Raw genomic sequence first — 21,830 nt, forward strand, 5'->3', positions numbered from 1 at the left:
GCCCGAATTTGCGCGTTTTCGGGGCATTTTCCGGTCATTCGTTTTCCGGTGGCTGTGTTCCTCCCGCAACAGCTTTTTGGGCTGAACTGCGTATAGTCACGACACTGGGTTTTGGGAATCGGGTGCTCGCGCATCGTTAGAGCGATCAGATTTGACGCTTCTGGACTGAGGGAATGAATATGAAAAAGGCACTGCTCGCTCTGACCGCGCTGGCGGCTTTCACTGGATCGGCCGTTGCGGCTGACCTCGGGGCTCGCCCCTATACCAAAGCCCCCGCGCCGGTTGCCCCAGTGTATAACTGGACCGGCTTCTACATCTTCGGCGGCGCCGGCGGCGGATTGTGGAACGCGGACAGCAACGTTCAGACCTCCTTCCCCACCGTTCCCGCTGGAGTTGCGCTCACGCGCGATCAGCGCGTTGGCGGCGATGGCTGGTTCGGGACGGTGGGCATCGGATACGATTGGCAGTTCAACCGTTGGGTGGCCGGCGTCTTCGCTGACGGCCAGTTCGGCGAACTAAAGGGCTCGATGAGCGACCCCTTCTTTTTCCTCGAAGGCAGTGTGAAGCTCCGCACCAGCTACGCCGCTGGCGCGCGGATTGGCTATCTCGTTGCCCCCCAAGTTCTGTCCTATGTTAACGCCGGCTACTCCGGTTCGGAATGGTCGGGCTCGAGCCTCTCGGACTTGGGTGCCGCCGGCGGTCCGACCATTGCGACCACGCCTTCTTTCCGTCGTGATGGCTGGTTCATCGGCGGCGGCGTCGAGAACAACCTCGACTTCTTTGGCATCTCGGCACCCGGCTGGTTCATGAAGACCGAATATCGGTCGGCATTCTATGACCGCATCTCCCTGCCCGAGACTTTTGCTCCGGCTAGTGGCTTCGCGGGCCTGACGGGTACGGCCGTCACCTTCAAGCCTTGGGTGCAGACCATCAGCACTTCGCTGGTCTACCGCTTCAACTGGGGTGGCGCTCCGGTCGCCGCCAAGTACTGATCTCTGCTAAATCAGCAGCTCAAAAGCCCCGGCATCGTCCGGGGCTTTTTTGTTGCCTGGAATACGAGTCCGCTTTCGGACCGCGTCAGTTCCCCGCCACCGCCGTCTTCAGCGACCGGTACGCGCGGCGCAACCGGCACTTGATCTCTGACCAGTCCGGATCCGTCATCGCCTGCCCGCGCGCGTCGCGATAGGCCATCGCCTCGGCGCGGCCGATGCCTGATATCAGGAGCGACGGGTCATCCGCCGGCTTGCCGTAGGTGATCGCAGCGACGCGGGCGACCGTCACGCCGTATTGCCTTGGCCTTACGGCTTCGCGCCTCGCCTGCCACCAATCGAGCTCAAGCCGCGCCGCCTCCCCGGCATCGAAGCCGCCGGGCGTGGCGGATGCGAGCAGGCGGTAGTAGCTCACGAGCGCCGGCAGCGCGGCGTTGGCCGCCTCGCGGGAGCGCGTCGGCTGAAAGGCTTTCGCGGCCTGAGCAGCCGCCAGTGCGATGCGAAAACTATCCAGCGGCGAGAAGCCGAACTGCGTCCGCGACAGTTCGTAGAGATGGCCGAACAGCGCGCCATAGCGCTTCTCGTAATAGTCGCGCCACATCGCCGTCTCCAGCCGTGCGATGTCAGCCGGCTCGAAGCGGCGCAAATCCGCATGCCGCGGCCACGCCGCGTAGATGCCGATGGCGGCCAGGAAAAACGCGAAGACAAGCGCGAGCGCGAGAATGAGCGTCCGGCGGCTCATGATGGCCCCTGGGAATCGCGGTGCAACGACTTCCGGCCTTGCGAAGCCGGCCGGCTTTGTATTCGATCGGAAGCTACGGCCGCCGCGGGCAACGGTTTCCTCGCAGCGACGCATAACAAAGCCGCGGCCGCGACCAGGTCCGAGACGGCAACAGGGAGAAATCCATGGCCAGATCGCTTTCGATCATCGGTTTTCTGGCGCTTGCGATCGGCCTGTTGTGGATCGGTCAAGGCACCGGCGTGATTCCTTGGCCGCCATCGAGCTTCATGATCAATCAACTGCAATGGGCCGGATATGGCGCCGTGCTCGCCGCCGTCGGCCTGATCCTGATCTGGCAAGGCAATCGCTAGCTGTCGCCGTCATGGCCGGGCTTGTCCCGGCCATGACGAAGAAAAGGACAACCACCATGAACACAAAACTATTCGATCTCTCAGGCAAGGTGGCCATCGTCACCGGCGGCAATGGCGGCATCGGGCTCGGCATGGCCCGGGGGCTTGCACAGGCCGGCGCGGCGATCGCGGTGGTGGGCCGCAATGAGGCCAAGTCGGCGGCTGCGGTCGCGGAGCTTGCGCAAGCCGGCGCCAAGGCGATTGCGGTCGCGGCCGACGTCACCGACAAGGAAGCGGTCGCCGCCATGGCCGGCCGCGTCGCCGGCGAGCTCGGCCGAATCGATATCCTCATCAACAATGCCGGCATCAATATCCGCAAGCCGCCGCATGCGCTCGATATCGCCGAGTGGAACAGCGTGATCCAGACCAACCTCACCAGCGCCTTCCTGTGCTCGCAGGCGGTCTATCCCGCCATGAAGGCGGCCGGCCGCGGCAAGATCATCAATATCGGCTCGATGATGTCGATCTTCGGCGCCAGTTTTACGCCGGCCTATGCCGCCAGCAAGGGCGGCATCGTGCAGTTCACCCGTTCCTGCGCCTGCGCATGGGCCGCCGACAATATCCAGGCCAACGCCGTGCTACCGGGCTGGATCGATACCGATTTGACCAAGCGCGCCCGCAAGGAAATCGACGGCCTGCACGACCGGGTGCTGGGGCGCACGCCCGCGGCGCGCTGGGGCGGCATTGACGACTTTGCAGGTATCGCCGTGTTTCTCGCCTCGCCGGCGTCCGACTTCGTCACCGGCACCGCGATTCCCGTCGATGGCGGGTATTCCGTTATGGGATAGGGCTGTTTGTTAGGCTCCCCCCTAACGCTGAGGGAAAGCGATTCGCCGGGAAGGTGGTTTCCCGGCGCCGACCGAACAGCCCAATCGCTCAAATCTCCCCCGTTTTCATCTTCGGAGCCGAATCGCGGCCGTCCTTCGGCAATCTATTGGTGTAACGGTGTTGGAAGTTCCACGACTGTGGCGTGCAGGTGACAGTTTTGGCGCGACTCCTGAGATATGTAGAACAACATGCATTGCTCGCGTTACTTGTCTGGATTGGAGAAAATAATGAAAAAGTTCGCTATCGCCGCTGCTGCCTTGGTCGTCGGCACTGTCAGCGCCTCGGCCGCGGATCTGGCCGCCCGCCCGTACACCAAGGCGCCCGCGCCGATCGCTGCGGTCTACAACTGGACCGGCTTCTACATCGGCGCCGACGTCGGTTACGGCTGGGGCCGTTCGACCGGCACGTTGACCAACGCTGCTGGATTTTTCCCGGTGCCGTACAGCCTCGATCCAAGCGGCTTGATCGGCGGCGGTTTTGTTGGCTACAACTGGCAGGTCAGCAATGTCGTGCTCGGCATCGAAGCGGATTGGCAGGCTGCGGATCTGAACGAGAGCGGCAACTTCCTGCTGGGTGGCGTCCCCACCTATACCATCGGCACCAAGGTCAAGGATTACGGCTCGGTCCGCGGCCGGCTTGGCTTTGCCTTCGACCGCTGGATGGTGTTTGGCACGGCGGGCGCTGCGTGGGGTAGGTGGGACACCTCGTATGCGTTGATCGGCGGCGTTCCCTTTGTCACTGCCAGCACCAGTTCGAACGTAGGCTGGACGGCCGGCGCCGGTGTCGAATACGCCTTCACCAACAACTGGCTGGGCCGCGTCGAGTACCGCTACACCGACCTGGGCCGCTCCAGCTTCATTTCTGCCGCGACGAATAGCAGGGAACTCGGAAACCGGGTCACGGTCAACGACGTTCGCGTGGGCATCGCCTACAAGTTCTAGTGGCCTTGGCCCGGTCGTACTGATCTTATTACGTACTGGTCTGGCTGAACTTCAGCAACTCAAAGCCCCGGCGTCGTCCGGGGCTTTTTGTTGCGCCCGACACACGGGTGTTCGTCCTGCGCCGCAAGCATCGCCTATTCGGAGTGGACAGGCGACTGCACATGCTCAGGCCGTACGCCAAGACCTACAAACCGCGCCGTGATGCCCTGCAGCCAGGGCACGGCGGTGACGAGCCGCATCACGAGCGGGACCTTCAGCGGCTGATTGCCGGGCTTGAGCGCAGCGTTGATGATATTGTTCTGCACCACGACCTGCATCCGCTGCGTCATCTTCACCGGGAATTCGCGGCGCCGGCGGACGGCGTCGAGCTCGTCCTCCGACGGACATCCATGCGCCAGCTTCGCTGCCAGCAGGTTCGCGGTAGCAACCGCATCCTGCACCGCGAGGTTGACGCCGACGCCGCCGATCGGCGACATCGCATGCGCGGCGTCGCCGATGCACAACAACCCCGGCCGCGTCCAGCGCCTCAGCCGGTTGACCGCAACCGTCAACAGCTTCACCTCATCCCAGCTCTTCACCTCTGATAGCCCCGATTTCAGGATCGGCGCCATCCGCGCGATGTCGTCGAGCAGCGCCGCCAGCCCCCTCGCCTTCACCGCGTCGTGCTGCCCCTTCGGAATCACGTACGCGCATTGCCAGTAATCGCCGCGATCAAAGGTCACCATCATCTTGCCAGGATCGACCCGCGCAAACAGGTTTTCGTTTTCGCCCTCCCGCTTGCCGGCGCGAAACCACAGCACATCCATCGGCGCGCCGATTTCCTCGACCTCGAGGCCCGCGCGTTCACGCACCAGCGAATGGCGGCCGTCGCAGGCAATGGTCAGGTCGGCCTCGATATCGACCACCCCGTCCGGCGTCTTCGCCCTCACGCCCGTGACGCGCTCGCCGTCACGAACGAGATCGATCGCCTCCGTCGACATCATCACTTTCAGCGAAGCGAACCGCTTGCCGCTCTCGCGCAGGAAATTGAGAAAGTCCCACTGCGGCATGAAGGCGATGAAGGGATATTTGACGTTGAGCCGGCCGAGATCGGCGATCCGCACCGTCTCGCCGCCGAACATCCCCTCCATCTTCTGCAGGCGCTGATGCGGCAGTTTCAGGAAGCCGTCGATCAGCCCGAGTTCGTCCATCACCTGCAGCGTGGAGGGGTGCACGGTGTCGCCACGAAAATCGCGGAAGAAATCCGCGTGCTTTTCCAGCACCACGACGTCGACACCGGCACGCCCGAGCAGGTAACCGAGCATCATGCCGGCCGGGCCGCCGCCGACGATGCAGCAACGTGTTTTCATCGCTCGCTCCCTCGCTTCGGTAGAGCCGAGCCTATGCTACCATCAAGCCTATTCAACCATATTGTGTTGCTGCCAGCGCAGCAGATGGGCCTGTAACCGCCAGATCACCGCCGAAAGCGCCACGCCCACCAGCATCAGCACGATCACCGCAACCATCATCCCCGAAGCTTCCGCCCGTGCCTCGGACTCGATGATCAGGCGGCCGATACCACGCTCCGCGCCGATGAATTCGCCGACGATGACGCCGATCAGCGCAAAGGAGATCGCCGGCGAGAGCGAGGCAAACACCCAGGCCATGGTCGAGGGGATCACGACGGTGCGGGTGATCTGCCATTCGCTCGCTCCCAGCAGCCGCGCGGCATTGATAAAGCCTTCGTCGATCGACCGGGCGCCCTCGAAGGTGTTAAAGAACACCAGGAACACCACCACGATCCACGAGGTCACGATTTTCGAGGTGTCGCCGATCCCGAATGCCAGCACGATGATCGGCGCCAGCGCGATCCGGGGTATGGAATTCACCGCCGTAATGAAAGGCTGAAAGATCGCGCTGAGCCGGTCCGAACGTCCCAGAATAAGCCCCGCGACAAAGCCGCTCGACACGCCCGTGACGAAACCGAAGAAGGTGTTCTTCAGCGTGATCGCGGTCGCGATCCAGAGGTTGTTCTCGTTGCGCACCATGCACTTGGCAAAGTCGCCATTGAACCAGCCGTTGAAGGCGCCGAGCTTGGATTTGAGGCAGCTCAGGATCAGGAAGTGCTCGAAGATCTGCGAGGGCTTTGACACGAAATAGGGATCGAGCAGATCGGGGACCAGCCAAGGGACTTTGGCATGGAAGTCATATCCCCATTGCCAGATCGACAGCACGGCGACGCAGATAAAGATCTGCCAGGCCAGCGTATTGCCGATGCGACGATTCCTCATGGGTGACGTGTCCTCATGGCTTGCGTCCCTTGACGAACTCCTCGCCGAGCGAGTGCCAGATGTGCTGGAACAGCTCGGCATAGCGCGGCGTCTCGCGCACCTTGACCGCATCGCGCGGCCGCGCAAAGTCGACCTCGAACATGTCCTTGATCCGGCCCGGGCGCGCCGAGAACAGGATGATGCGGTCGGCCAGCGTCAGGGCTTCGCCGAGGTCATGGGTCACGAACAGAACGGTTTGCTGCTCGCGCTCCCAGATCCTGAGCAGCACGTCATGCATGTCGATCTTGGTGTGGGTGTCGAGCGCGCCGAACGGCTCGTCCATGAGCAGGATCTGCGGCTCCACCACCAGCGTTCGCATCAGCGCCGCACGCTGACGCATGCCGCCCGACAGCGCCGAGGGATAAGCGTGTTCAAAACCCTGGAGGCCTGCCTGCGCCACGCAGGCCGCGATGCGTTCCTTGCGCGCCGCTTCCGCAACGCCCGCCAGCTCCAGGCCGTAGCCGATATTGTCGGCAACCGTGCGCCAGGGAAACAGCGTGTCGCGCTGAAAGATGTAACCGACATTGGGCGTCGCCTTGCCCGCAATGACCGGCACGCCGTCAATCAGGATTTGACCGCTGGTCGGCTTTATCAAGGTCGCGATCATGTTGAGAACGGTGCTCTTGCCGGAGCCGGACGGCCCCAGAAGTGCTACGAACTCGCCGCGGCGGACACCGAAGGAAACATCCCGCACCGCCTCGATCGCGGTGCCGGCGAGCTGAAACGATTTGCTCAATCCCCTGACGTCAATGCGCTGGAGATTTGATTGTCCATCCGGCAGCGGCGTGGAAAGGTTCTGGACGTTCAAGCCGGGTACGCCTTTCGGGCTGCCTCGATGAAGGTCGGGCTGACCAGATCGGCCGGCGTCAGCGGCTTGATGCCGGTCATTTCCCGGAACCAGACCTTCTCGCCGCGGGCGAAAGCCGCAGCATCGATCGACGCATCGTAGTCGACGACCTTTTGCAATGCCGTGATCTCGAGAATGTTGGCGGCGCGCGAGGTGCTGCCGACATATTGCTCGATGGTGTCGTGAATTTCGTCGGGCGAATGTTTCCTGATCCATTGCGTCGCCCGCCAGATCGCGGTGACGAAGGCCTGCATCTTGGGCGGGTCCTTGTCGATGGTCGCCTGCAGCGTGAAATGCGCCGTCACCGGGACCTTGCCGCCGATATACTTGTTCCAGATCGTTTCATCGGTGCCGTCGAACAGCAGCGTGCCCCAGCCTTGCTCCTTCGAATCGTTGAGCAGCGACAGCGAACTGACGAGGACATCGACCTGCCTGGTCTTCAGGGAACCCATCATGGTGTCGACATTGCCGGTGCCGATCCAGGTCACCTTCTGGTCGAGCCCCATCGTCTCCATGTAATAGGACGACCAGACGTGGTTGGTGCCGCCCAGCGACGACACCGAGACGATCGGCTTGCGCCCGTCGGGCCGCTTCCATTCCGTCAACTTCTCGAGCGAGGTGATGCCCTGGTCCCAGAGGTCTTTGCGGATGATGAACATCACCGAAGAGGAACGGGTATCGACCGGCATCAGCACGCGTCCATGGCGGCCGCGATTAGAGAGCTGCATCGGATGCGTGATATCGCCGATGCCGATGTCGCCCTGCGCGGAGGCAATGATTTCGCGCGTCTTGACGCCGCTGCCACCCTGGATCAGCTTGCAGTCGAGGCCGGCCTCCTTGAAGTATCCCAATCTGTCGGCGACGAATTGCGTCTGATAGACCGGCACCGCGACCGGATAGATCACGCGGCCGGGCTTGTCCTCAGCCCACACTTTGCCTGAAGCGATCGAGGCGCCGCCGGCCGCGATGACCGTCAGCGCCGAACGTCTGGTGAAATGTGCCATCACGCGCGCTCCTTTTCCCTGTCTTTTTCTTTGCCAGCGACCTTCTCTAGCGCGCTCAGCACCGCGTCGCCCATTTCCTGCGTTGAAAGTCGCTTTGCTCCCGCCTCGGCAATGTCGGCGGTTCGCGCGCCGCCTGACAAGGCACCCGCCACGGCCTTTTCCAGCAGGTCCGCGTCCTCGGGCCGGTTCATCGTCATACGCAGCATCATCGCGACGCTGAGGATGGAGCCAAGCGGGTTGGCAATGCCCCTGCCCGCGATGTCGGGTGCGCTGCCATGCACCGGCTCGTAAAGCGCCTTGCGTCGGCCGAACTTGTCGACCGGGCCCAATGAGGCCGACGGCAGCATGCCGAGCGAGCCGGACGCCATCGCCGCGCAATCGGACAGGATGTCGCCGAAGATATTGCCGGTGACCATCACATCGAATTGCGCCGGCTCCCGCACGATCTGCATCGCGGCGTTATCGACATACATATGCGTGAGCTCGACATCGGAAAATTCCGCGGCGTGCAAGGCAATGACTTCCTCGCGCCACACCACGCTGGTTTCGAGCACGTTGGCCTTGTCGACCGAACAGACCTTGTTCCTTCGCGTGCGCGCCAGCTCAAAGGCGGAACGCGCGACGCGGCGAACTTGATCGGTGGTGTATTGCTCGGTGTTGAAGCCACGGCGTTGCCCGTCGGCGAGCGTCTCGATGCCGCGCGGCTCGCCGAAATAAATGCCGCTGGTCAGTTCGCGGATGATGACGAAGTCGACGTCCCTCAGCACGCTGGCCTTGAGCGGCGCCGAGTCTGCCAGCGCCGGATGGGCGACGATCGGCCTGAGATTGGCGTAAAGATCGTATTTGCTGCGCAGGCCCAGCAGGCTCCCCGCCTTGCGCGCCGCCGCGGGAACTTCCTTCGTCTCCGGGCCGCCGGTCGCACCCCACAGGATCGCGTCGGCCTCCTCCATCGCCTCGACGGTGTCAGGCGGCATCACCTTGCCGGTCGCAAGATAAGGAATGATGCCGTATTGCGCTTCGCGCAAGGCCATGGGAACGCCGCGTTTGGCGGCAAACCAGTTGAGCACGCGCTGCGACTGCGCGGTCACTTCGGGGCCGATGCCCTCGCCGCCGACCACGGCGACCTTGATCATATTGGATCGATCATTCATGCCGCATTCCCTGACGTTTTCCCTGCGAAGTGGATCCAGGGCCGCTCCGCCCGGTCGGCCGCCTGAAAGGCACGGATTTCGTCATCGCGCTGCAATGTCAGCGCAACTTCATCGAGACCTTCCAAAAGCCCGGCGCGCCGGCGCGGATCGATCGCAAAATCGTGTCGCTGTCCCGAAGGCGAGGTGATCGTCTGCTGCTGCAGGTCGATGCTGATGCGCCCCGCTCCTTGCGTTTGCTGCACCTCCGCAGCAAGGCCATCGGCGATCGCCTTGTCGACGACAACAGGCAGGATGCCGTTTTGGAAGCAATTGGCAAAGAAGATGTCGCCAAAGCTGGAGCCGATGACGGCGCGGATGCCCATTTCCTGCAGCGACCAGACCGCGCCTTCACGCGAGGACCCGCAGCCGAAATTCGGACCGGTAATGAGAATTTCCGCCTGCCGGTAAGGCTCACGGTTCAGGATGAATTCGGGGTTTTCCGAACCGTCGGGCAGATAGCGAAGTGCGCCGAAAGCCCATTTGCCGAGCGTTCCGCGAACGGAGTTTCCGACCAGCCGCTCGATGCGGATGATGACGTCGGTATCGATGTTGCCGCGCATGATGGGAGCGGCAATCGCCGTCAGGGTGGTGAACGGTTTCGGCATGTCAGCGCCCCATCGTTCGCACGTCGGCAATAGCGCCGGCGATGGCGGCTGCGGCCGCACTGGCCGGGCTGGCCAGGTGGGTACGCGCCCGCGGGCCCTGGCGGCCGACAAAATTGCGGTTGGAGGTCGAGACCGAACGCTGACCGGGAGCGACGGTTTCACCGTTGGCGGCAAGACACATCGAGCATCCCGGCTCGCGCCATTCAAACCCGGCGTCGGTAAAGACCTTGTCCAGTCCTTCGGCGACCGCATCGCGCTTGACGGTCTCCGAACCCGGCACGACCCAGGCACGGACGCCCGACGCAACCTTGCGGCCGCGCGCGATCTCGGCGGCGGCCCGCAAGTCGCTCAGTCGGCTGTTGGTGCACGACCCGATGAAGACCCAATCGACCGGTGTGCCGGCGATCGGTGCGCCGGCTACCAGACCCATATAGTCAAGCGCCGTTTCGATCGCTTGGCGGCGCGCGGGATCTGCGACCTCGCCGGGATCAGGCACGCGGCCATCGACGCCGATGACGTGCTCCGGACTGATGCCCCAGGTCACCTGCGGAATGATCTTCTCGACATCGATGACGACTTCGCGATCGAACACCGCATCGGGATCGCTGGGCAGTCTTCGCCACGCCGCAACCGCCTGCTCCCACATCTCCCCCTGCGGCGCATAGGTACGCCCGCGCAGATATTCGAAAGTCTTCTCGTCCGGCGTGATCAGGCCCATTTTGGCGCCGAGTTCAATCGACAGATTGCAGATGGTGAGCCGGCCCTCGACCGGCAGATCGCGAATGGCGCTGCCGGCATACTCGACCGCGTAGCCGGTGCCGGCCGCAGCGCCGATATGGCCGATCAGTGCGAGGATGAGATCCTTGGCCGTGACACCGGCCGGCAGCCGGCCTTCGAACCGCACGCGCATGGTTTTCGGCCGCCGCTGAATCAGCGCTTGCGTCGCGAGCACATGGGTCAACTCGCTGGAGCCAATGCCGAACGCCAGCGCGCCCAGCCCGCCATGGGTGCAGGTATGGCTATCGCCGCAGACGATCAGGCAGCCCGGAAGGCTGAGGCCAAGCTCGGGCCCAATCACATGGACGATGCCCTGCCCGGGCTCATCGACATCGAACATCCGGATGCCGGTCGCCGACGTCTCGGTTCGCAGGCCCGCCAGAAGCTCCTGTCCGACCTTGCTGGTGCCGGCCCGTCCGCGCGCCGTCGAAATCGCATGATCCGGCGTTGCGAACGTCAGTTCCGGATTGTGCACCGGCAGGTTGCGATTCCTGAGATCGAGCAGGCCACGCGAGCCGCCCAGATCGTGCAGCAGATGACGGTCGACGTGAAGCAGATCAGTGTCGTCGCTGACGCGAGCGATGACGTGCTGGTCCCATATCTTGGCCAGCAAGGTTCGGCCGGGGGTTTGCACTGCCGTATCCTCCCGTTTTTCTTGTTCTATGGCAGGTTGATGCACCGCCACCGGCCGTTTTGGCGCGGCCTGCTATTCAGGTCTCCGCCCGAACTCGCTTCCGATGATCAAAACATATTGGAGCGCTTGGGCCAATGTCTGATTTGGTGGGCCAGCTCCCACACTGGCGCGGGACGCCGCCAGATCGAAGCGGCGCCGCCAAATCCATCCCGCCCGCGGAAATACGGTACCGGTCTGGAGCTCGCCACATCACGAGGCTGGCTGGAATTGCACGAGAGCGGCACGTTCGCGAAGCTCACGCAAAGCGGCGCGGACCTGTTCGCCTGATGCTGTACGAGTTCCAGAATTAACCTGCGCGACGAACATCAAGCTTAACATGCGAGTTTCGTTGCGGCCGATCTAAACAAGTCTAGCGTGGCTGCAGTCGCGCAGATTGGCCAGTCCCCACGTTTAGCCTGCGTACTGCGCGATCAGGGGCCGCCTCGTGCCCTAGAGGCGGCCCCGCCCCCCAGGCCACGCGGCCGTTACATCGCGTGGCCTGATGCCGGGACTGTCCCGCTCCTCGCAAGATTCCGTCGCCGCTAAGACGATCACGAACCAGTCAGCACGTTCCCCGTAACCAAAGAAGCCCGCCAGGTTGAGTTGGCGGGCTTCCTACGCGGTTACTAAATCCCGCGGGGCCTTGGGGGCGATCCGCGATTGCCACGACGATACAGGGCTGCGGTTTACAAAATGCCTAATGGCGAGCGGCGCGCTCTACACAAGAGCCTGAGTAAGGCTTGCTCCCTAAGGCCGGAGACGCCCTCTTCAATGAACCTTTAAGAGCTTTCGGCGACCTACTCACTGCTTGGGTCTGCTGAGGAAGCTTTGGCGATGGTTCGGAAATCCTGGTCCTTCAAGGACGATCGTCGCTTGCTGGAATTAGCCAAATCTAAAAAGACGCATGAGCAGATAGCAAAGGCGATGGATCGATCACCGGAACGGATACGGAAACGGGCCATGCGACTCGGCGTCTCGATCAAATCGCAAGCTGCCAGCAGGTGACGCGGATCGCCTGATGTCTGACAAGGGTTGGACTTCAGCGAGATAGAAGCTTGCCCGCATGCCGCTTGTCGCGTGCCTCACCGCCAGAGCGGGCATCCCAGCGGCTCGCGCCGGACTCGTGCTTCCCGACACGAACGTTATCTTTACTTGCCTCAACGCCGCGGCAATTGTTGAATTCCGCTCACCTCCAGCTACCTTACTCACATGATCCTGACCCTGATATTGCTGGCAGCTATCGGTGTCATTGTGCTGGCAGAACGCAGCGCCGAGCACCTGCCATTCGCAATCTCGATGCTCTTCCTTAGCGCGGCCGTAATCTCATTCATCGTTGGCGATTTCGACAGAGCGATACTGCTGGCCGGTGTGCTGGCCGCAGCAATCACCGCCGCATCGACCATCAAACATAATTACAGCGCGCTTAAGCTGATTGTAACCGACTTGCCACTGATGTTTGCAGGCACAGTTCCCTTTTTCGCATCGCAGTATCCGCGCGCCGTATTAGCCGTTCTGACTGGAACTGCCGCACTCATCCTTGCTGTATCAGCTACTCTGATCCACGGAACCGGGCCATCAATTCCCCTGGATGTCAGAGTTTCTTTATTCAGCGTTGCGCTTGTTTGCGTTGTAACGGCCTTCAGGATGAGCGGCGGCGGCATTTCCTTCCAGCGGATCATGGCCCAGCGTCGGTGCTTTTACTCGACCTTCATGGCTTCGCTCATCGATCCACATTCCTGGCGGCAAGTCGGCGGATTGGCTCTGAGCGATATTGCAAATGACCCGTTGCCGCTAATGGCGGCGGTACCAGCGCGCACCACCGAATACCCCGACATTATCGTCATCCAGCATGAATCGATTTTCGATCCTCGCATTTTTGGACTTCCGATTGAGCCGACTGTCGAAGCGTTTCTGTCTCCAACGAATGGCCTCCATGGAATCCTTAACGTCGACATTTTCGGCGGAGGTTCGTGGCAATCCGAATTTAGTTTGTTGACCGGTCTTTCAAGTGCAAGCTTCGGTTCAAATGCCTATTACCTTTTCAAGCAGGGCGCGGGCCGATTTCACAACAGTCTTCCCCATGCGCTGGCTGCGCTTGGGTACAGGACCATGCTCGCGTCGAGCTGTCGTCGCAGCTTTCTCAGCTACGATGAATTTTATCGTTCGATTGGCATTAGCGAACGCATCTTTACGGACGATTTCCCTCCACCGTTCGACATCAGCCAGTTCGAGACGACAAATTCCGATGCAATTTTCCTGGAAGCGGCGTTCGCGGCCCATAGGAAGGGTATTGCTGACGACCCAGCGCCCCGCTTTCTATATGCGCTGACTAACTTCAATCACGGCCCCCACAACCGAAGGCTGGCAGCACCCGGACAGTTTGAGAGGGAACGTGCCTTTGCCGCATCAAGCCTTCCCGATCCTCAATATGCCGAATACTACGCAAGGCTCGCAGAGACAGCCTCAACCTGGAACAGGCTCAAGTTTGAGCTGACAACGAATTTTCCAAAACGTCCTGTTCTCATTGTGCACTACGGGGATCATCAGCCCGTCGTGGCGAAGCGGATCGATCGGCAACTCAAACTCCCCAACGATGCGCGGCGCGCCTTCCGCACATTTTATGCTATGGAGGCGCTAAACATCGTACCTGATCGCCTTGCTTCCGGACCGGGTGCGGACCTGGATATTGCTTTTCTTGGGACCGTCGCCCTGCAGCAAGCAGGTCTGCCGCTTGATCCGATATTTGCCACGCGCGCCAGCTTGCTCGACCATTGCCGGGAAACCTACTTTGCGTCACCTTCCGAACAGAAGCGCCGATTCCATCGCACGCTGGTGGATCTGGGCATGATAGACACGGGGCCGAGCGTTCCAAACGGTCGCTACTCGCCCACGCCGACGAAGTGATCGAATGAGCCCGCTATGTCCGCCGTGGCAACCCTAAGCGGACACCGTAACAGCCAAAGCTGATGTCCGTTCTGTGGGGTAAAGCAGACCAAGTCCCCTTTCGAGAATGCCTAGATTTGCCGCTGCCGGCGGACATCGACCCCTGCCGAAGCAGGGCGGGGTCGGCACCAGTAACTGTGACTGGTATCGTCGCGTGCCCCATGTTAGCGGGCCGCAGAAGGCCGCCCATGCGCGCGGCGAGCGCTGGGGTAGGAGTGGCTGCCCGGCCAGGGTATCCTGCTAACGCAGCAAGGGCGCGGCGTGGGTCGTGCCGGCTGCCGCAGCCCATTTTCGCGTCACATTAGGAGCACGCCGTGACCCCGCTCGATGTATTCGGAGGCGCCATGTACCTCCTCTTCTTCGCACCGTTCCTCTTTCCGCTGGCGCCGTGGTTCGCCAAAAGGCCGCGCGGGGCCTGGCTAGTCTGTTGCGCGGCCGTTTCCGTACTTGTTCTCCTTTTCCCGGCCATGTTTTGGTGGGGTGTGACTGGTCAAACTGCGGCCAAGGAGCCGTTGCAATTTTCATCGTCGCTCCAGTTTGGCTGCTCTTTGCCGTGATCACACCGCTTTCCGCCTGCGCGGCGGCGCGCAAACTTGCCCGCACGCCGACATCCGACCCGCCCCGGTCCGTTCCCTGACAGGCGGAGGATACTGGCCGATCCTCAGTAGCCCTGCTTGAAAGTTGCAAGGCCAGCTTTGCTCTACGCAGGCTATTCCCTCATTAAGTCCGACAAACCAACCGGCATTGAAGCGCGGACGTTGTCGTGATTAGCTACTGTCTTTGTATAAGGAGGCCAAAATGAGAGCGGTCGCTATTGTGCTTTCGCTGTCGATTTGCGCCATGGACTTTTTGATAGCCCCAGCTATTGCCTCAGTAATGGACGGAAAGGGGTCTCCAGGCTCCTTTCGCGGGGAGCGTGCGAGAGACAAAGCATTCGAAAAATTAAAAAAGAACGCAGCCGGGGAAAAGACATGTAGTTCTTATGCAAAGATGTGCCGGAGGAACAATGCCAACTCGCCCGCTTGCCAAACGTCTTATTCAAACTGTATGGCGACAGGCGTTTTTGTCGGCCCCAAAGGCGCGACTTTTTCTGGCATGACGAGGCAGTAAAATCGGGAAATGATCTTTCCAAAGAGGCCGCCTTAGTTGGCCTCTTTCATTTGTCGATGTCATCGGTGCCGCCTGTTGACGCATCACGGAAGTCGGCCCTAGTCCAGCAACGGCCCGATATGGTTTGATGCCGTGGGGCGGGAACTGAGACACATGGGTGGCCTCATGTACATGTTCATTCGAAAGTACACCAAGGTTCATTCGGTTGCGGATGCTGCCCGCCGCGCCAAAAGCGGCGTTGGTCAGATCCTAAGGGAATCGCACGGATTCAGATCGTATTATGTAATGGATGGGGGCGCGGGCGTCGGTGTCGCTGTGATGATATTCGAGGACCGCGAAAGCGCCAATGCGGCGAACGATAAAGTCCGGGAGTTTGTTCAAGCAAGCCTGCATGACCTTGATCTTGGAGACCCGGAAATCATCGCCGGGGAAGTCTTGGTGAATATGGAATCTGATGCGTAATGTCGGCCGACGGTCAAAATGGCGCGATTGACCCACAATGGACATCAGGCTTTGCAACAAGCAACTCGAAGCCAGCCCCATCAATGCACTCAGTTGACCTGATACATTGGCCCGCTGAGGGTTGACAGGTAACGGCCGGAATTTCTTAGCTTCTTTGGTGGTGCGGCTGTCGCGTGGCCGCATGCTATGCACGCACAAGAGGGCCTAGAATGAAGAAGACATTTGCTGCCTTTGTCGCGGTCGCAACAATTGCCGGTTCGCTCGCCGCGACGCCCGCAAGCGCACAGCGGGGCGTCACCGCTCCGGGCCGCTATTATGAGCCCGCCCCTTACGGAGCAGGTCGCGGGCCATACGACGATTTTGGCAGTTGCGAATGGGTGACACAGCGTTTCTGGGACGGCCGTGGCTGGCGGGTCCGCCGGGTGCGCGTCTGCGGCTGATCCGCGATTGCGGCGAGATTGAACGGCTCATAGCAACATCGACGTCGAGCGGAGGCCGTCGAGAACGGGTCCAGCATCTCCATGACGGCTTCAACCTGTACCCGGGCGTAGCGCGCGAGCGACGATACCGCCCGCGACGCCAACGCCCAGCACGTATACCCACCCTTCGTGAAAATCGAACAGGTGGGAATTGAGCAGCGAACTGATGAAGTTCTGAACCACGATCACCAGGCCGATCCACGATGCAAAAAGGGATTCCCGAAACAGCTGCAGATGGAAGTACCACATCGCATAGAGCACGAGGCAACCGAGCACGCCCCACTGGATTGCGACGTAAAGTGTCTGGTTATGAGGGTTGCGGATGATGTTGCCCCATTCGCCGCTCTTGCCTTCAGCTTCACGGCTGAAAAGCTGCTGGGTTGATCCGGTGCCGTGCCCGAAAACCGGCGCCTCGGAAATCGACCTGATGGAAACGCGCCAATACGCCAGTCGCAGGCCATTCGACGTCGCGGCACTGGTGTCGCGATCCACCTTGTAGTCCTGCACCGTGCGCCCGATCCGGTCACGCAAATAGGGTGATGAGAGTAGAACTCCGAACTCGACAACTGCCGCAAGCATCAGAAAATAAATCGCATGTCTGCGATTCAGATATTTGACAGCAAAGAGGATCAACAGGACAGGGAAGTAGGCGAATGCCGTTCGCGATGTCGCGATAAACCGCATGTCGAGGTAGAAGCCCAACATGACGGCTGCGAAAGCCAAGGTCCACGCGCGATGACCGTTCGCCGCGAACCACAAGATCAGCGGCGCCATGACAAACAGGCACAGCGCGAATTCGTGGCTTTGATCGATGTAGTTTCTGACGGGGACTCCAGCCAGCGCCCCCGGCGAGGAGGCTTTCCAGTCGGCGAAGTATGTCACCCATGACAATCCCATCAGCAAGACACAGGAAGCCAGGAACGCGAACAGCACCCAATGCCCGCGCTGGGAGCGTTCGTAGTGGTAGAGGAGAAGCGGCACCGCCAGCAGCTTTGTTACGGGCACGACGCCTTGAATTCCTGTCGCCCAGCTGTCCTCAGTCCAGAACAGGCCCGCAAACGCCAGTGCGAGGAAGGCCAGCGGCAGCAAGCTGGCTGGTTCACGCAACGACTCGAAAAATGCCGGCCAATGGATCGTGGGAAGAACCACGAGCATCCACAGCACCATGAAAATGGAAACCGCCGTTGTGGACCATGGAAGCGAAGCGCCGGCCAGTGCCGGGTAAAGATCGACGCTGAGAAGCCAGAGCCGGGATTGCGGCCACGCGCCGATGAGTTCAGAAAATCCCGGCCGTACGACGGGAGCGGTCAGCTCTGACATCGCACACCTGCCACTCGATCATGATCTGCAAGGAAGAAACGGCAGCGATGCTGGCGGACGCGGTCCCAGCGCGATCGGCTCGGCTTTCGAAAGGTCATCTGAAATACCCGTACACATACGCATACTCAACAAATACTACCTATCCGCGCGACATCGCCTTGCGGCACGCCCCGCCCTCGAAAGGCTCTTAATATCGCTGCGCGCAAACGGCGATTTGTTGAATAATTTCAGGCTGATTTGGGTCATCCAGCCTCCTGAGCAAAAATATTCCGCTTTCCATCCGACCCAAATCAGCGCGGCATAAGCCGTCAAACCATTGCTCCGGCTGTACCTGTACGCTCGTGTGCGCAACTCTTTACACCATTGCACACGAAACCGCGGGTGCAGCAAGCACCCGGCATTCCCTGCTCCCTCTCGTCGGAGGGAAGGTTCATGCAAGCCTCGGGCGCAATGCGTCGCGAGAGTGCGAAACTGTATCAACGTCATTGCCTGCGACAAACGCGAAGCGTTTGCGCAAGGGAGCGAAGCGACGAAGCAATCCACGTCTCTGCAAGCGGCGCAATGGATTGCTTCGCGGAGCCTGTCATCGGGCGCGCATTCGCGCGACCCGTTGGCTCGCAATGACGTGGATAGGCCGCGGCGTGCTGGATACACTGCCTTCGCGGAGTATGACGACCCTCATGGTGAGGAGCACGCCTTCGCGCGTCTCGAACCATAAGGTCCCGATGCGGCCATCAGCGCCTGAAACTCTTGATCTCCGAGACGCTGCCGTCGCGATAAGTCAGCTCCACCGAAACCGATTTGGTCTGCGGCGCGAGCTTCAGGTACGGCGTCGCTTCGTGCGGAATGACGCTGGGATCCCGGGGATCGCATGGCGGCATTTTCAGGACCTTGTCGGGCACCGTAGAGTCGATGCCGACGCGCACTTCGCGGATCGCGCAGCGATACGACATCAGATGCGTGTAGTAGACCAAGAGGCCGTTGAATTCGCGGAACGACAGCCAGCTCGTCGCGGTCATGTCGAGGATCTTGCGCTGGTCGCGGATCAGGGCGGCCTCGGGGTCGAAGCGGATCGGGAACGGACCCTGCAGTTCGCCATTGGTGTCGACATAGCGCACCTGGATGATGGCCGCCGGCGCATCGGCCGGCAATTCGACCGACGGATTGGGCATCCGCTTGCGGGTCCGCGGGTCGAGCGTATCCATGAAGCCGGTTTCGCGGAAATTGCCGCTGTCCCCCAGCCGCCAGGAAATGCCGAGCGTCGGGTCGGCGATCGAGAACACCACGGTCCAGCCGCCATTGTGGCGCGAGAACATCGCGATCGGCGCGTTGACGGAATCGTTCTGCGGTTTGAGTTGCTGCACCGGCGGCAACGCTGCCAGCTTTGGCAGCTGTTCGGCGGGCTTCGCGGCCGCTTCCGGCTGCGCCTTGCTCGCCAGACCGTTCAGGAACACGTCGTCGACCATCTGGTCGAAATAGACCGGGATCTGCTTGTGGCGGACCGTCTCAGCCAGTTCGCTGACCGCCCGCCGCGTCCGCTGCGCGACCTGAACGAGGTTCGCGCCGGGCTGCGTCAACTCCTTGGCGAAGGTGCGGGTGAACACCGAATTGGGATTGGCATCGTCATTGGAGAGCCGGTCGAGCGCGGTCTGCCGCGGCCCGGCCGAGAAGATCGAGAACACGCCTTCCGGCAATTGCGTCATCGGCGCAAGGCCGCCACGGCCGGCAATCGCGCGCGTGCCGGCACGCTCGAACGGATTGTTGCGGCAGGCGTCGAACACCAGGATGGCGGTGCGCACGTTGCGGTTCTGCAGCCGCTCGATGATGCGGTCGGCGAGGACCGAGGCGTCGCGTACCAGCTCTTCCTGTCCTTCGGTCGCCGCCGGCACGTCGGTCGGCAGCAGGAAATTCTGGCCGGCAATTTCGAAGCCGTGGCCGGCAAAAAAGAAGAACGCGGTGTCGCCGGCATCGACCGCCTTGTCGAACGCGAGCAGGGTCTGGCTGAACGCCTGCCGGTTCTGGTTTTCCGCCACCATCACCGTGAAGCCGAGCTGCTTCAGCGTATCGCCCATGGTGCGGGCGTCGTTGACTGCCTTCTGCAGCTTGGGCACGTTCCGGTAGTCGTTGTTGCCGACCACGAGCGCGACGCGCTTTTCCGCATGCGCGGGCGCGGCAAACGCCGCGATGCAACCTGCAAGGCCCGTCACCGCGAGCAATCTGGGAAAGCCAAGCCTTCATCGAATTCCCCCAGCGCACGAATGGTCCTGGTTTGGGCCGTGCGAAGCCACTTCATGCCATAGTCGGCATCCCAATGCTCACGGTTCAACGGCCACCGCTGTTAGGAATACAGCGGCCCGATTTGACGCCCAAATGACGGTTTTGGCCGTTATTTGTGCGAGAACATTAAGCTTTTTCGGCGATATGGCCGTTCCCAGATTGACTTTGGCCATTTCGCCCCTATGTTCCGGCTCAACGCGGCCTTGGATCGAAACGCGATTCCCTAGGTTAGCCGCTCGTCTGCGTAAGTCAGAGCCCCCAGCTTTTCAAAAGCGCGCCGTTTCGGGGCAAAACGCGACAGCCTTTTTACCCTCGATTCCGAACGGCGGTGTCGACTAGAGGCTCAATGTCTTTTTCCCATCTCGGCCTTTCCGATAAGGTCCTCGCCGCGGTTGCGGCCACCGGCTACACCACCCCTACCCCCATCCAGGAACAGGCAATTCCGCACGTTCTGGCACGCCGCGATGTTCTCGGCATCGCCCAGACTGGCACCGGCAAGACCGCCGCCTTCGTCCTGCCCATGCTCACCTTGCTGGAAAAGGGCCGCGCCCGGGCACGAATGCCGCGCACCCTGATCCTCGAACCGACCCGCGAACTCGCCGCCCAGGTCAAAGAGAATTTCGACAAATACGGCGTCGGCCAGAAACTCAACGTTGCGCTCCTGATCGGCGGCGTCTCGTTCGGCGACCAGGATTCCAAACTGACCCGCGGCGTCGACGTCCTGATCGCGACCCCCGGCCGCCTGCTCGACCACACCGAACGCGGCGGTCTGCTGCTCACCGGTGTCGAACTCTTGGTCATCGACGAAGCCGACCGCATGCTGGACATGGGCTTCATCCCCGACATCGAACGCGTCTGCAAGCTGGTGCCGTTCACGCGGCAAACCCTGTTCTTCACCGCAACGATGCCGCCGGAAATCAGCCGCATCAGCCAAGACTTCCTGCACAATCCCGAGCGGATCGAAGTCTCGAAACCCGCCACCACCGCGACAGGCGTATCGCAGTTCCAGGTTCGCGGCGGTCGCGAGGTGCACGAGAAGCGCGAGATCCTGCGCCGCCTGCTGCGCGACGCCAAGGATCTTCAGAACGCGATCATCTTCTGCAACCGCAAGCGCGAAGTCGCCGTCGTTTACAAATCGCTGCAGAAGCACGGCTTCAGCGTCGGCGCCCTGCATGGCGACATGGACCAGTCGGCGCGCACCGCAGCGCTCGATCAGTTCCGCAAGGGTGAGATACCGTTGCTGGTGGCCTCCGACGTCGCGGCCCGCGGCCTCGATATTCCCGCCGTCAGCCACGTCTTCAATTTCGACGTGCCGCATCATGCCGACGATTACGTGCATCGCATCGGCCGTACCGGACGCGCCGGTCGCGCCGGCACCGCGATCTCGATCGTCAGCCCGCTCGACAGCAAATCGATTGCTGCGATCGAACGGCTGATCGGCCAGACCATTCCTGCCGCCGAAGGCGATTATGCCGTGCAGTCGGTCGCCTCCGACGAGACCGACCAGCCCCGCCGCTCACGCGAGGGATCTCGGGAAGGTTCACGCGGCGGCCGCAAGCCGCGACGTGAACGCGAGCCGCGTGCTGCCAAGGGTAGCGATGGCAGCGAACGCGAACCGCGTCCCGCCAGGGATTCCGACAAGAGCGGCGAGCGCGAACCGCGGCACGCCAAGGGCGCAGGCCGCAGTGCCGGCCCGCAGCCGCAGGCAGCGGCCGCTTCCTTCACGCCGCCCGCCCCTGCGCAGCCTTCACGCGTGCCCTCGATCGGTCGTCCGGAACCGCGGCGCGCCCAGCGCGATGTTGAATCGGAGCCCGCCGATCACTCGCATCTTCCGGCGTTCCTGCTGCGGCCGGTTCGCGCCCGCGTCTGAACGAACTCGGCACGACCCAACGGCCGGAACCGTTTACCGGCCGTTCATTCTCCTCCATTAACCTGCCGCCGATAA

Annotated in this window: 19 protein-coding genes; 9 read left to right on the top strand and 10 right to left on the bottom strand. The window is 61.7% G+C overall.

The window, feature by feature from the left end; genetic code table 11:
- The first annotated feature begins 179 nt into the window (after positions 1 to 179).
- Positions 180 to 992: an outer membrane protein gene (locus tag V1294_RS22565; RefSeq protein ID WP_334480499.1), complete on the top strand. Its 813-nt coding sequence runs from the start codon at positions 180 to 182 to the stop codon at positions 990 to 992.
- Positions 993 to 1,077: 85 nt separating this feature from the next.
- On the opposite strand, the gene V1294_RS22570 is transcribed toward V1294_RS22565, so the two are convergent.
- On the bottom strand, positions 1,078 to 1,731 hold the full coding sequence (locus tag V1294_RS22570) for a hypothetical protein (RefSeq protein WP_334500245.1): 654 nt from the start codon (positions 1,729 to 1,731) through the stop codon (positions 1,078 to 1,080).
- A gap of 164 nt (positions 1,732 to 1,895) precedes the next feature.
- Here V1294_RS22570 and V1294_RS22575 point away from each other — a divergent pair, with 164 nt between their 5' ends.
- The 3 genes from V1294_RS22575 to V1294_RS22585 all read left to right on the top strand — a co-directional run bounded on the left by V1294_RS22575 (position 1,896) and on the right by V1294_RS22585 (position 3,889).
- Positions 1,896 to 2,081: a hypothetical protein gene (locus V1294_RS22575; RefSeq protein WP_108522470.1), complete on the top strand. Its 186-nt coding sequence runs from the start codon at positions 1,896 to 1,898 to the stop codon at positions 2,079 to 2,081.
- A 56-nt stretch (positions 2,082 to 2,137) separates the two neighbouring features.
- Positions 2,138 to 2,908 carry an SDR family NAD(P)-dependent oxidoreductase gene (locus V1294_RS22580; protein ID WP_334500246.1) on the top strand — a complete coding sequence of 257 codons (771 nt, stop codon included), beginning with the start codon at positions 2,138 to 2,140 and terminating at the stop codon, positions 2,906 to 2,908.
- 267 nt (positions 2,909 to 3,175) lie between these two features.
- A complete protein-coding gene (locus V1294_RS22585; protein ID WP_334500247.1) occupies positions 3,176 to 3,889 on the top strand; it encodes an outer membrane protein in 714 nt (237 codons plus the stop codon).
- 134 nt (positions 3,890 to 4,023) lie between these two features.
- Here V1294_RS22585 and V1294_RS22590 read toward each other — a convergent pair whose 3' ends face one another.
- Genes V1294_RS22590 through leuC form a run of 7 tightly spaced genes read right to left on the bottom strand, consistent with a single transcriptional unit; the run spans position 4,024 to position 11,255 of the window.
- Positions 4,024 to 5,238 carry an FAD-dependent oxidoreductase gene (locus V1294_RS22590; RefSeq protein WP_334500248.1) on the bottom strand — a complete coding sequence of 405 codons (1,215 nt, stop codon included), beginning with the start codon at positions 5,236 to 5,238 and terminating at the stop codon, positions 4,024 to 4,026.
- Between the two features lie 48 nt (positions 5,239 to 5,286).
- Positions 5,287 to 6,159, bottom strand: a complete 873-nt coding sequence (locus V1294_RS22595; protein WP_108522465.1) for an ABC transporter permease — start codon at positions 6,157 to 6,159, stop codon at positions 5,287 to 5,289.
- A gap of 13 nt (positions 6,160 to 6,172) precedes the next feature.
- Positions 6,173 to 7,006: an ABC transporter ATP-binding protein gene (locus V1294_RS22600; protein ID WP_334480490.1), complete on the bottom strand. Its 834-nt coding sequence runs from the start codon at positions 7,004 to 7,006 to the stop codon at positions 6,173 to 6,175.
- Positions 7,003 to 8,049 carry an ABC transporter substrate-binding protein gene (locus tag V1294_RS22605; protein WP_334500249.1) on the bottom strand — a complete coding sequence of 349 codons (1,047 nt, stop codon included), beginning with the start codon at positions 8,047 to 8,049 and terminating at the stop codon, positions 7,003 to 7,005. The genes V1294_RS22600 and V1294_RS22605 overlap by 4 nt, the downstream gene beginning before the upstream one ends.
- Positions 8,049 to 9,200 (bottom strand): 3-isopropylmalate dehydrogenase, encoded by a 1,152-nt coding sequence (gene leuB / locus V1294_RS22610; protein WP_334500250.1) that lies wholly within the window; start codon positions 9,198 to 9,200, stop codon positions 8,049 to 8,051. The genes V1294_RS22605 and leuB overlap by 1 nt, the downstream gene beginning before the upstream one ends.
- A complete protein-coding gene (gene leuD, locus V1294_RS22615; protein ID WP_334500251.1) occupies positions 9,197 to 9,844 on the bottom strand; it encodes a 3-isopropylmalate dehydratase small subunit in 648 nt (215 codons plus the stop codon). The genes leuB and leuD overlap by 4 nt, the downstream gene beginning before the upstream one ends.
- 1 nt (position 9,845) lies before the next feature.
- Complete coding sequence (leuC, locus tag V1294_RS22620) at positions 9,846 to 11,255, bottom strand: 3-isopropylmalate dehydratase large subunit (protein WP_334500252.1); 1,410 nt, start codon at positions 11,253 to 11,255, stop codon at positions 9,846 to 9,848.
- Positions 11,256 to 12,503: 1,248 nt separating this feature from the next.
- Here leuC and V1294_RS22625 point away from each other — a divergent pair.
- From V1294_RS22625 to V1294_RS22640, 4 genes are all read left to right on the top strand, one after another.
- Complete coding sequence (locus tag V1294_RS22625; protein ID WP_334500254.1) at positions 12,504 to 14,198, top strand: sulfatase-like hydrolase/transferase; 1,695 nt, start codon at positions 12,504 to 12,506, stop codon at positions 14,196 to 14,198.
- 353 nt (positions 14,199 to 14,551) lie between these two features.
- A complete protein-coding gene (locus V1294_RS22630) occupies positions 14,552 to 14,794 on the top strand; it encodes a hypothetical protein (protein WP_334500255.1) in 243 nt (80 codons plus the stop codon).
- Positions 14,795 to 15,512: 718 nt separating this feature from the next.
- Positions 15,513 to 15,809, top strand: a complete 297-nt coding sequence (locus V1294_RS22635) for a hypothetical protein (protein WP_334480476.1) — start codon at positions 15,513 to 15,515, stop codon at positions 15,807 to 15,809.
- A gap of 209 nt (positions 15,810 to 16,018) precedes the next feature.
- Positions 16,019 to 16,249: a hypothetical protein gene (locus V1294_RS22640; protein ID WP_334500256.1), complete on the top strand. Its 231-nt coding sequence runs from the start codon at positions 16,019 to 16,021 to the stop codon at positions 16,247 to 16,249.
- A 90-nt stretch (positions 16,250 to 16,339) separates the two neighbouring features.
- Here the strand turns inward: V1294_RS22640 and V1294_RS22645 are convergent, their stop codons facing one another.
- The gene (locus tag V1294_RS22645) at positions 16,340 to 17,608 is read right to left on the bottom strand and encodes an O-antigen ligase family protein (RefSeq protein ID WP_334500257.1); all 1,269 of its coding nucleotides are present in this window, start codon (positions 17,606 to 17,608) and stop codon (positions 16,340 to 16,342) included.
- A 734-nt stretch (positions 17,609 to 18,342) separates the two neighbouring features.
- A complete protein-coding gene (locus V1294_RS22650; RefSeq protein ID WP_334500258.1) occupies positions 18,343 to 19,815 on the bottom strand; it encodes a caspase family protein in 1,473 nt (490 codons plus the stop codon).
- 416 nt (positions 19,816 to 20,231) lie between these two features.
- Here V1294_RS22650 and V1294_RS22655 point away from each other — a divergent pair, with 416 nt between their 5' ends.
- Positions 20,232 to 21,755, top strand: coding sequence for a DEAD/DEAH box helicase (locus tag V1294_RS22655; RefSeq protein ID WP_334500259.1), 1,524 nt, complete (start codon positions 20,232 to 20,234; stop codon positions 21,753 to 21,755).
- Positions 21,756 to 21,830 lie beyond the last annotated feature (75 nt).

The organism is Bradyrhizobium sp. AZCC 1678 (assembly GCF_036924765.1).
In the GTDB taxonomy this organism is placed as follows: Bacteria; Pseudomonadota; Alphaproteobacteria; order Rhizobiales; family Xanthobacteraceae; genus Bradyrhizobium; species Bradyrhizobium algeriense.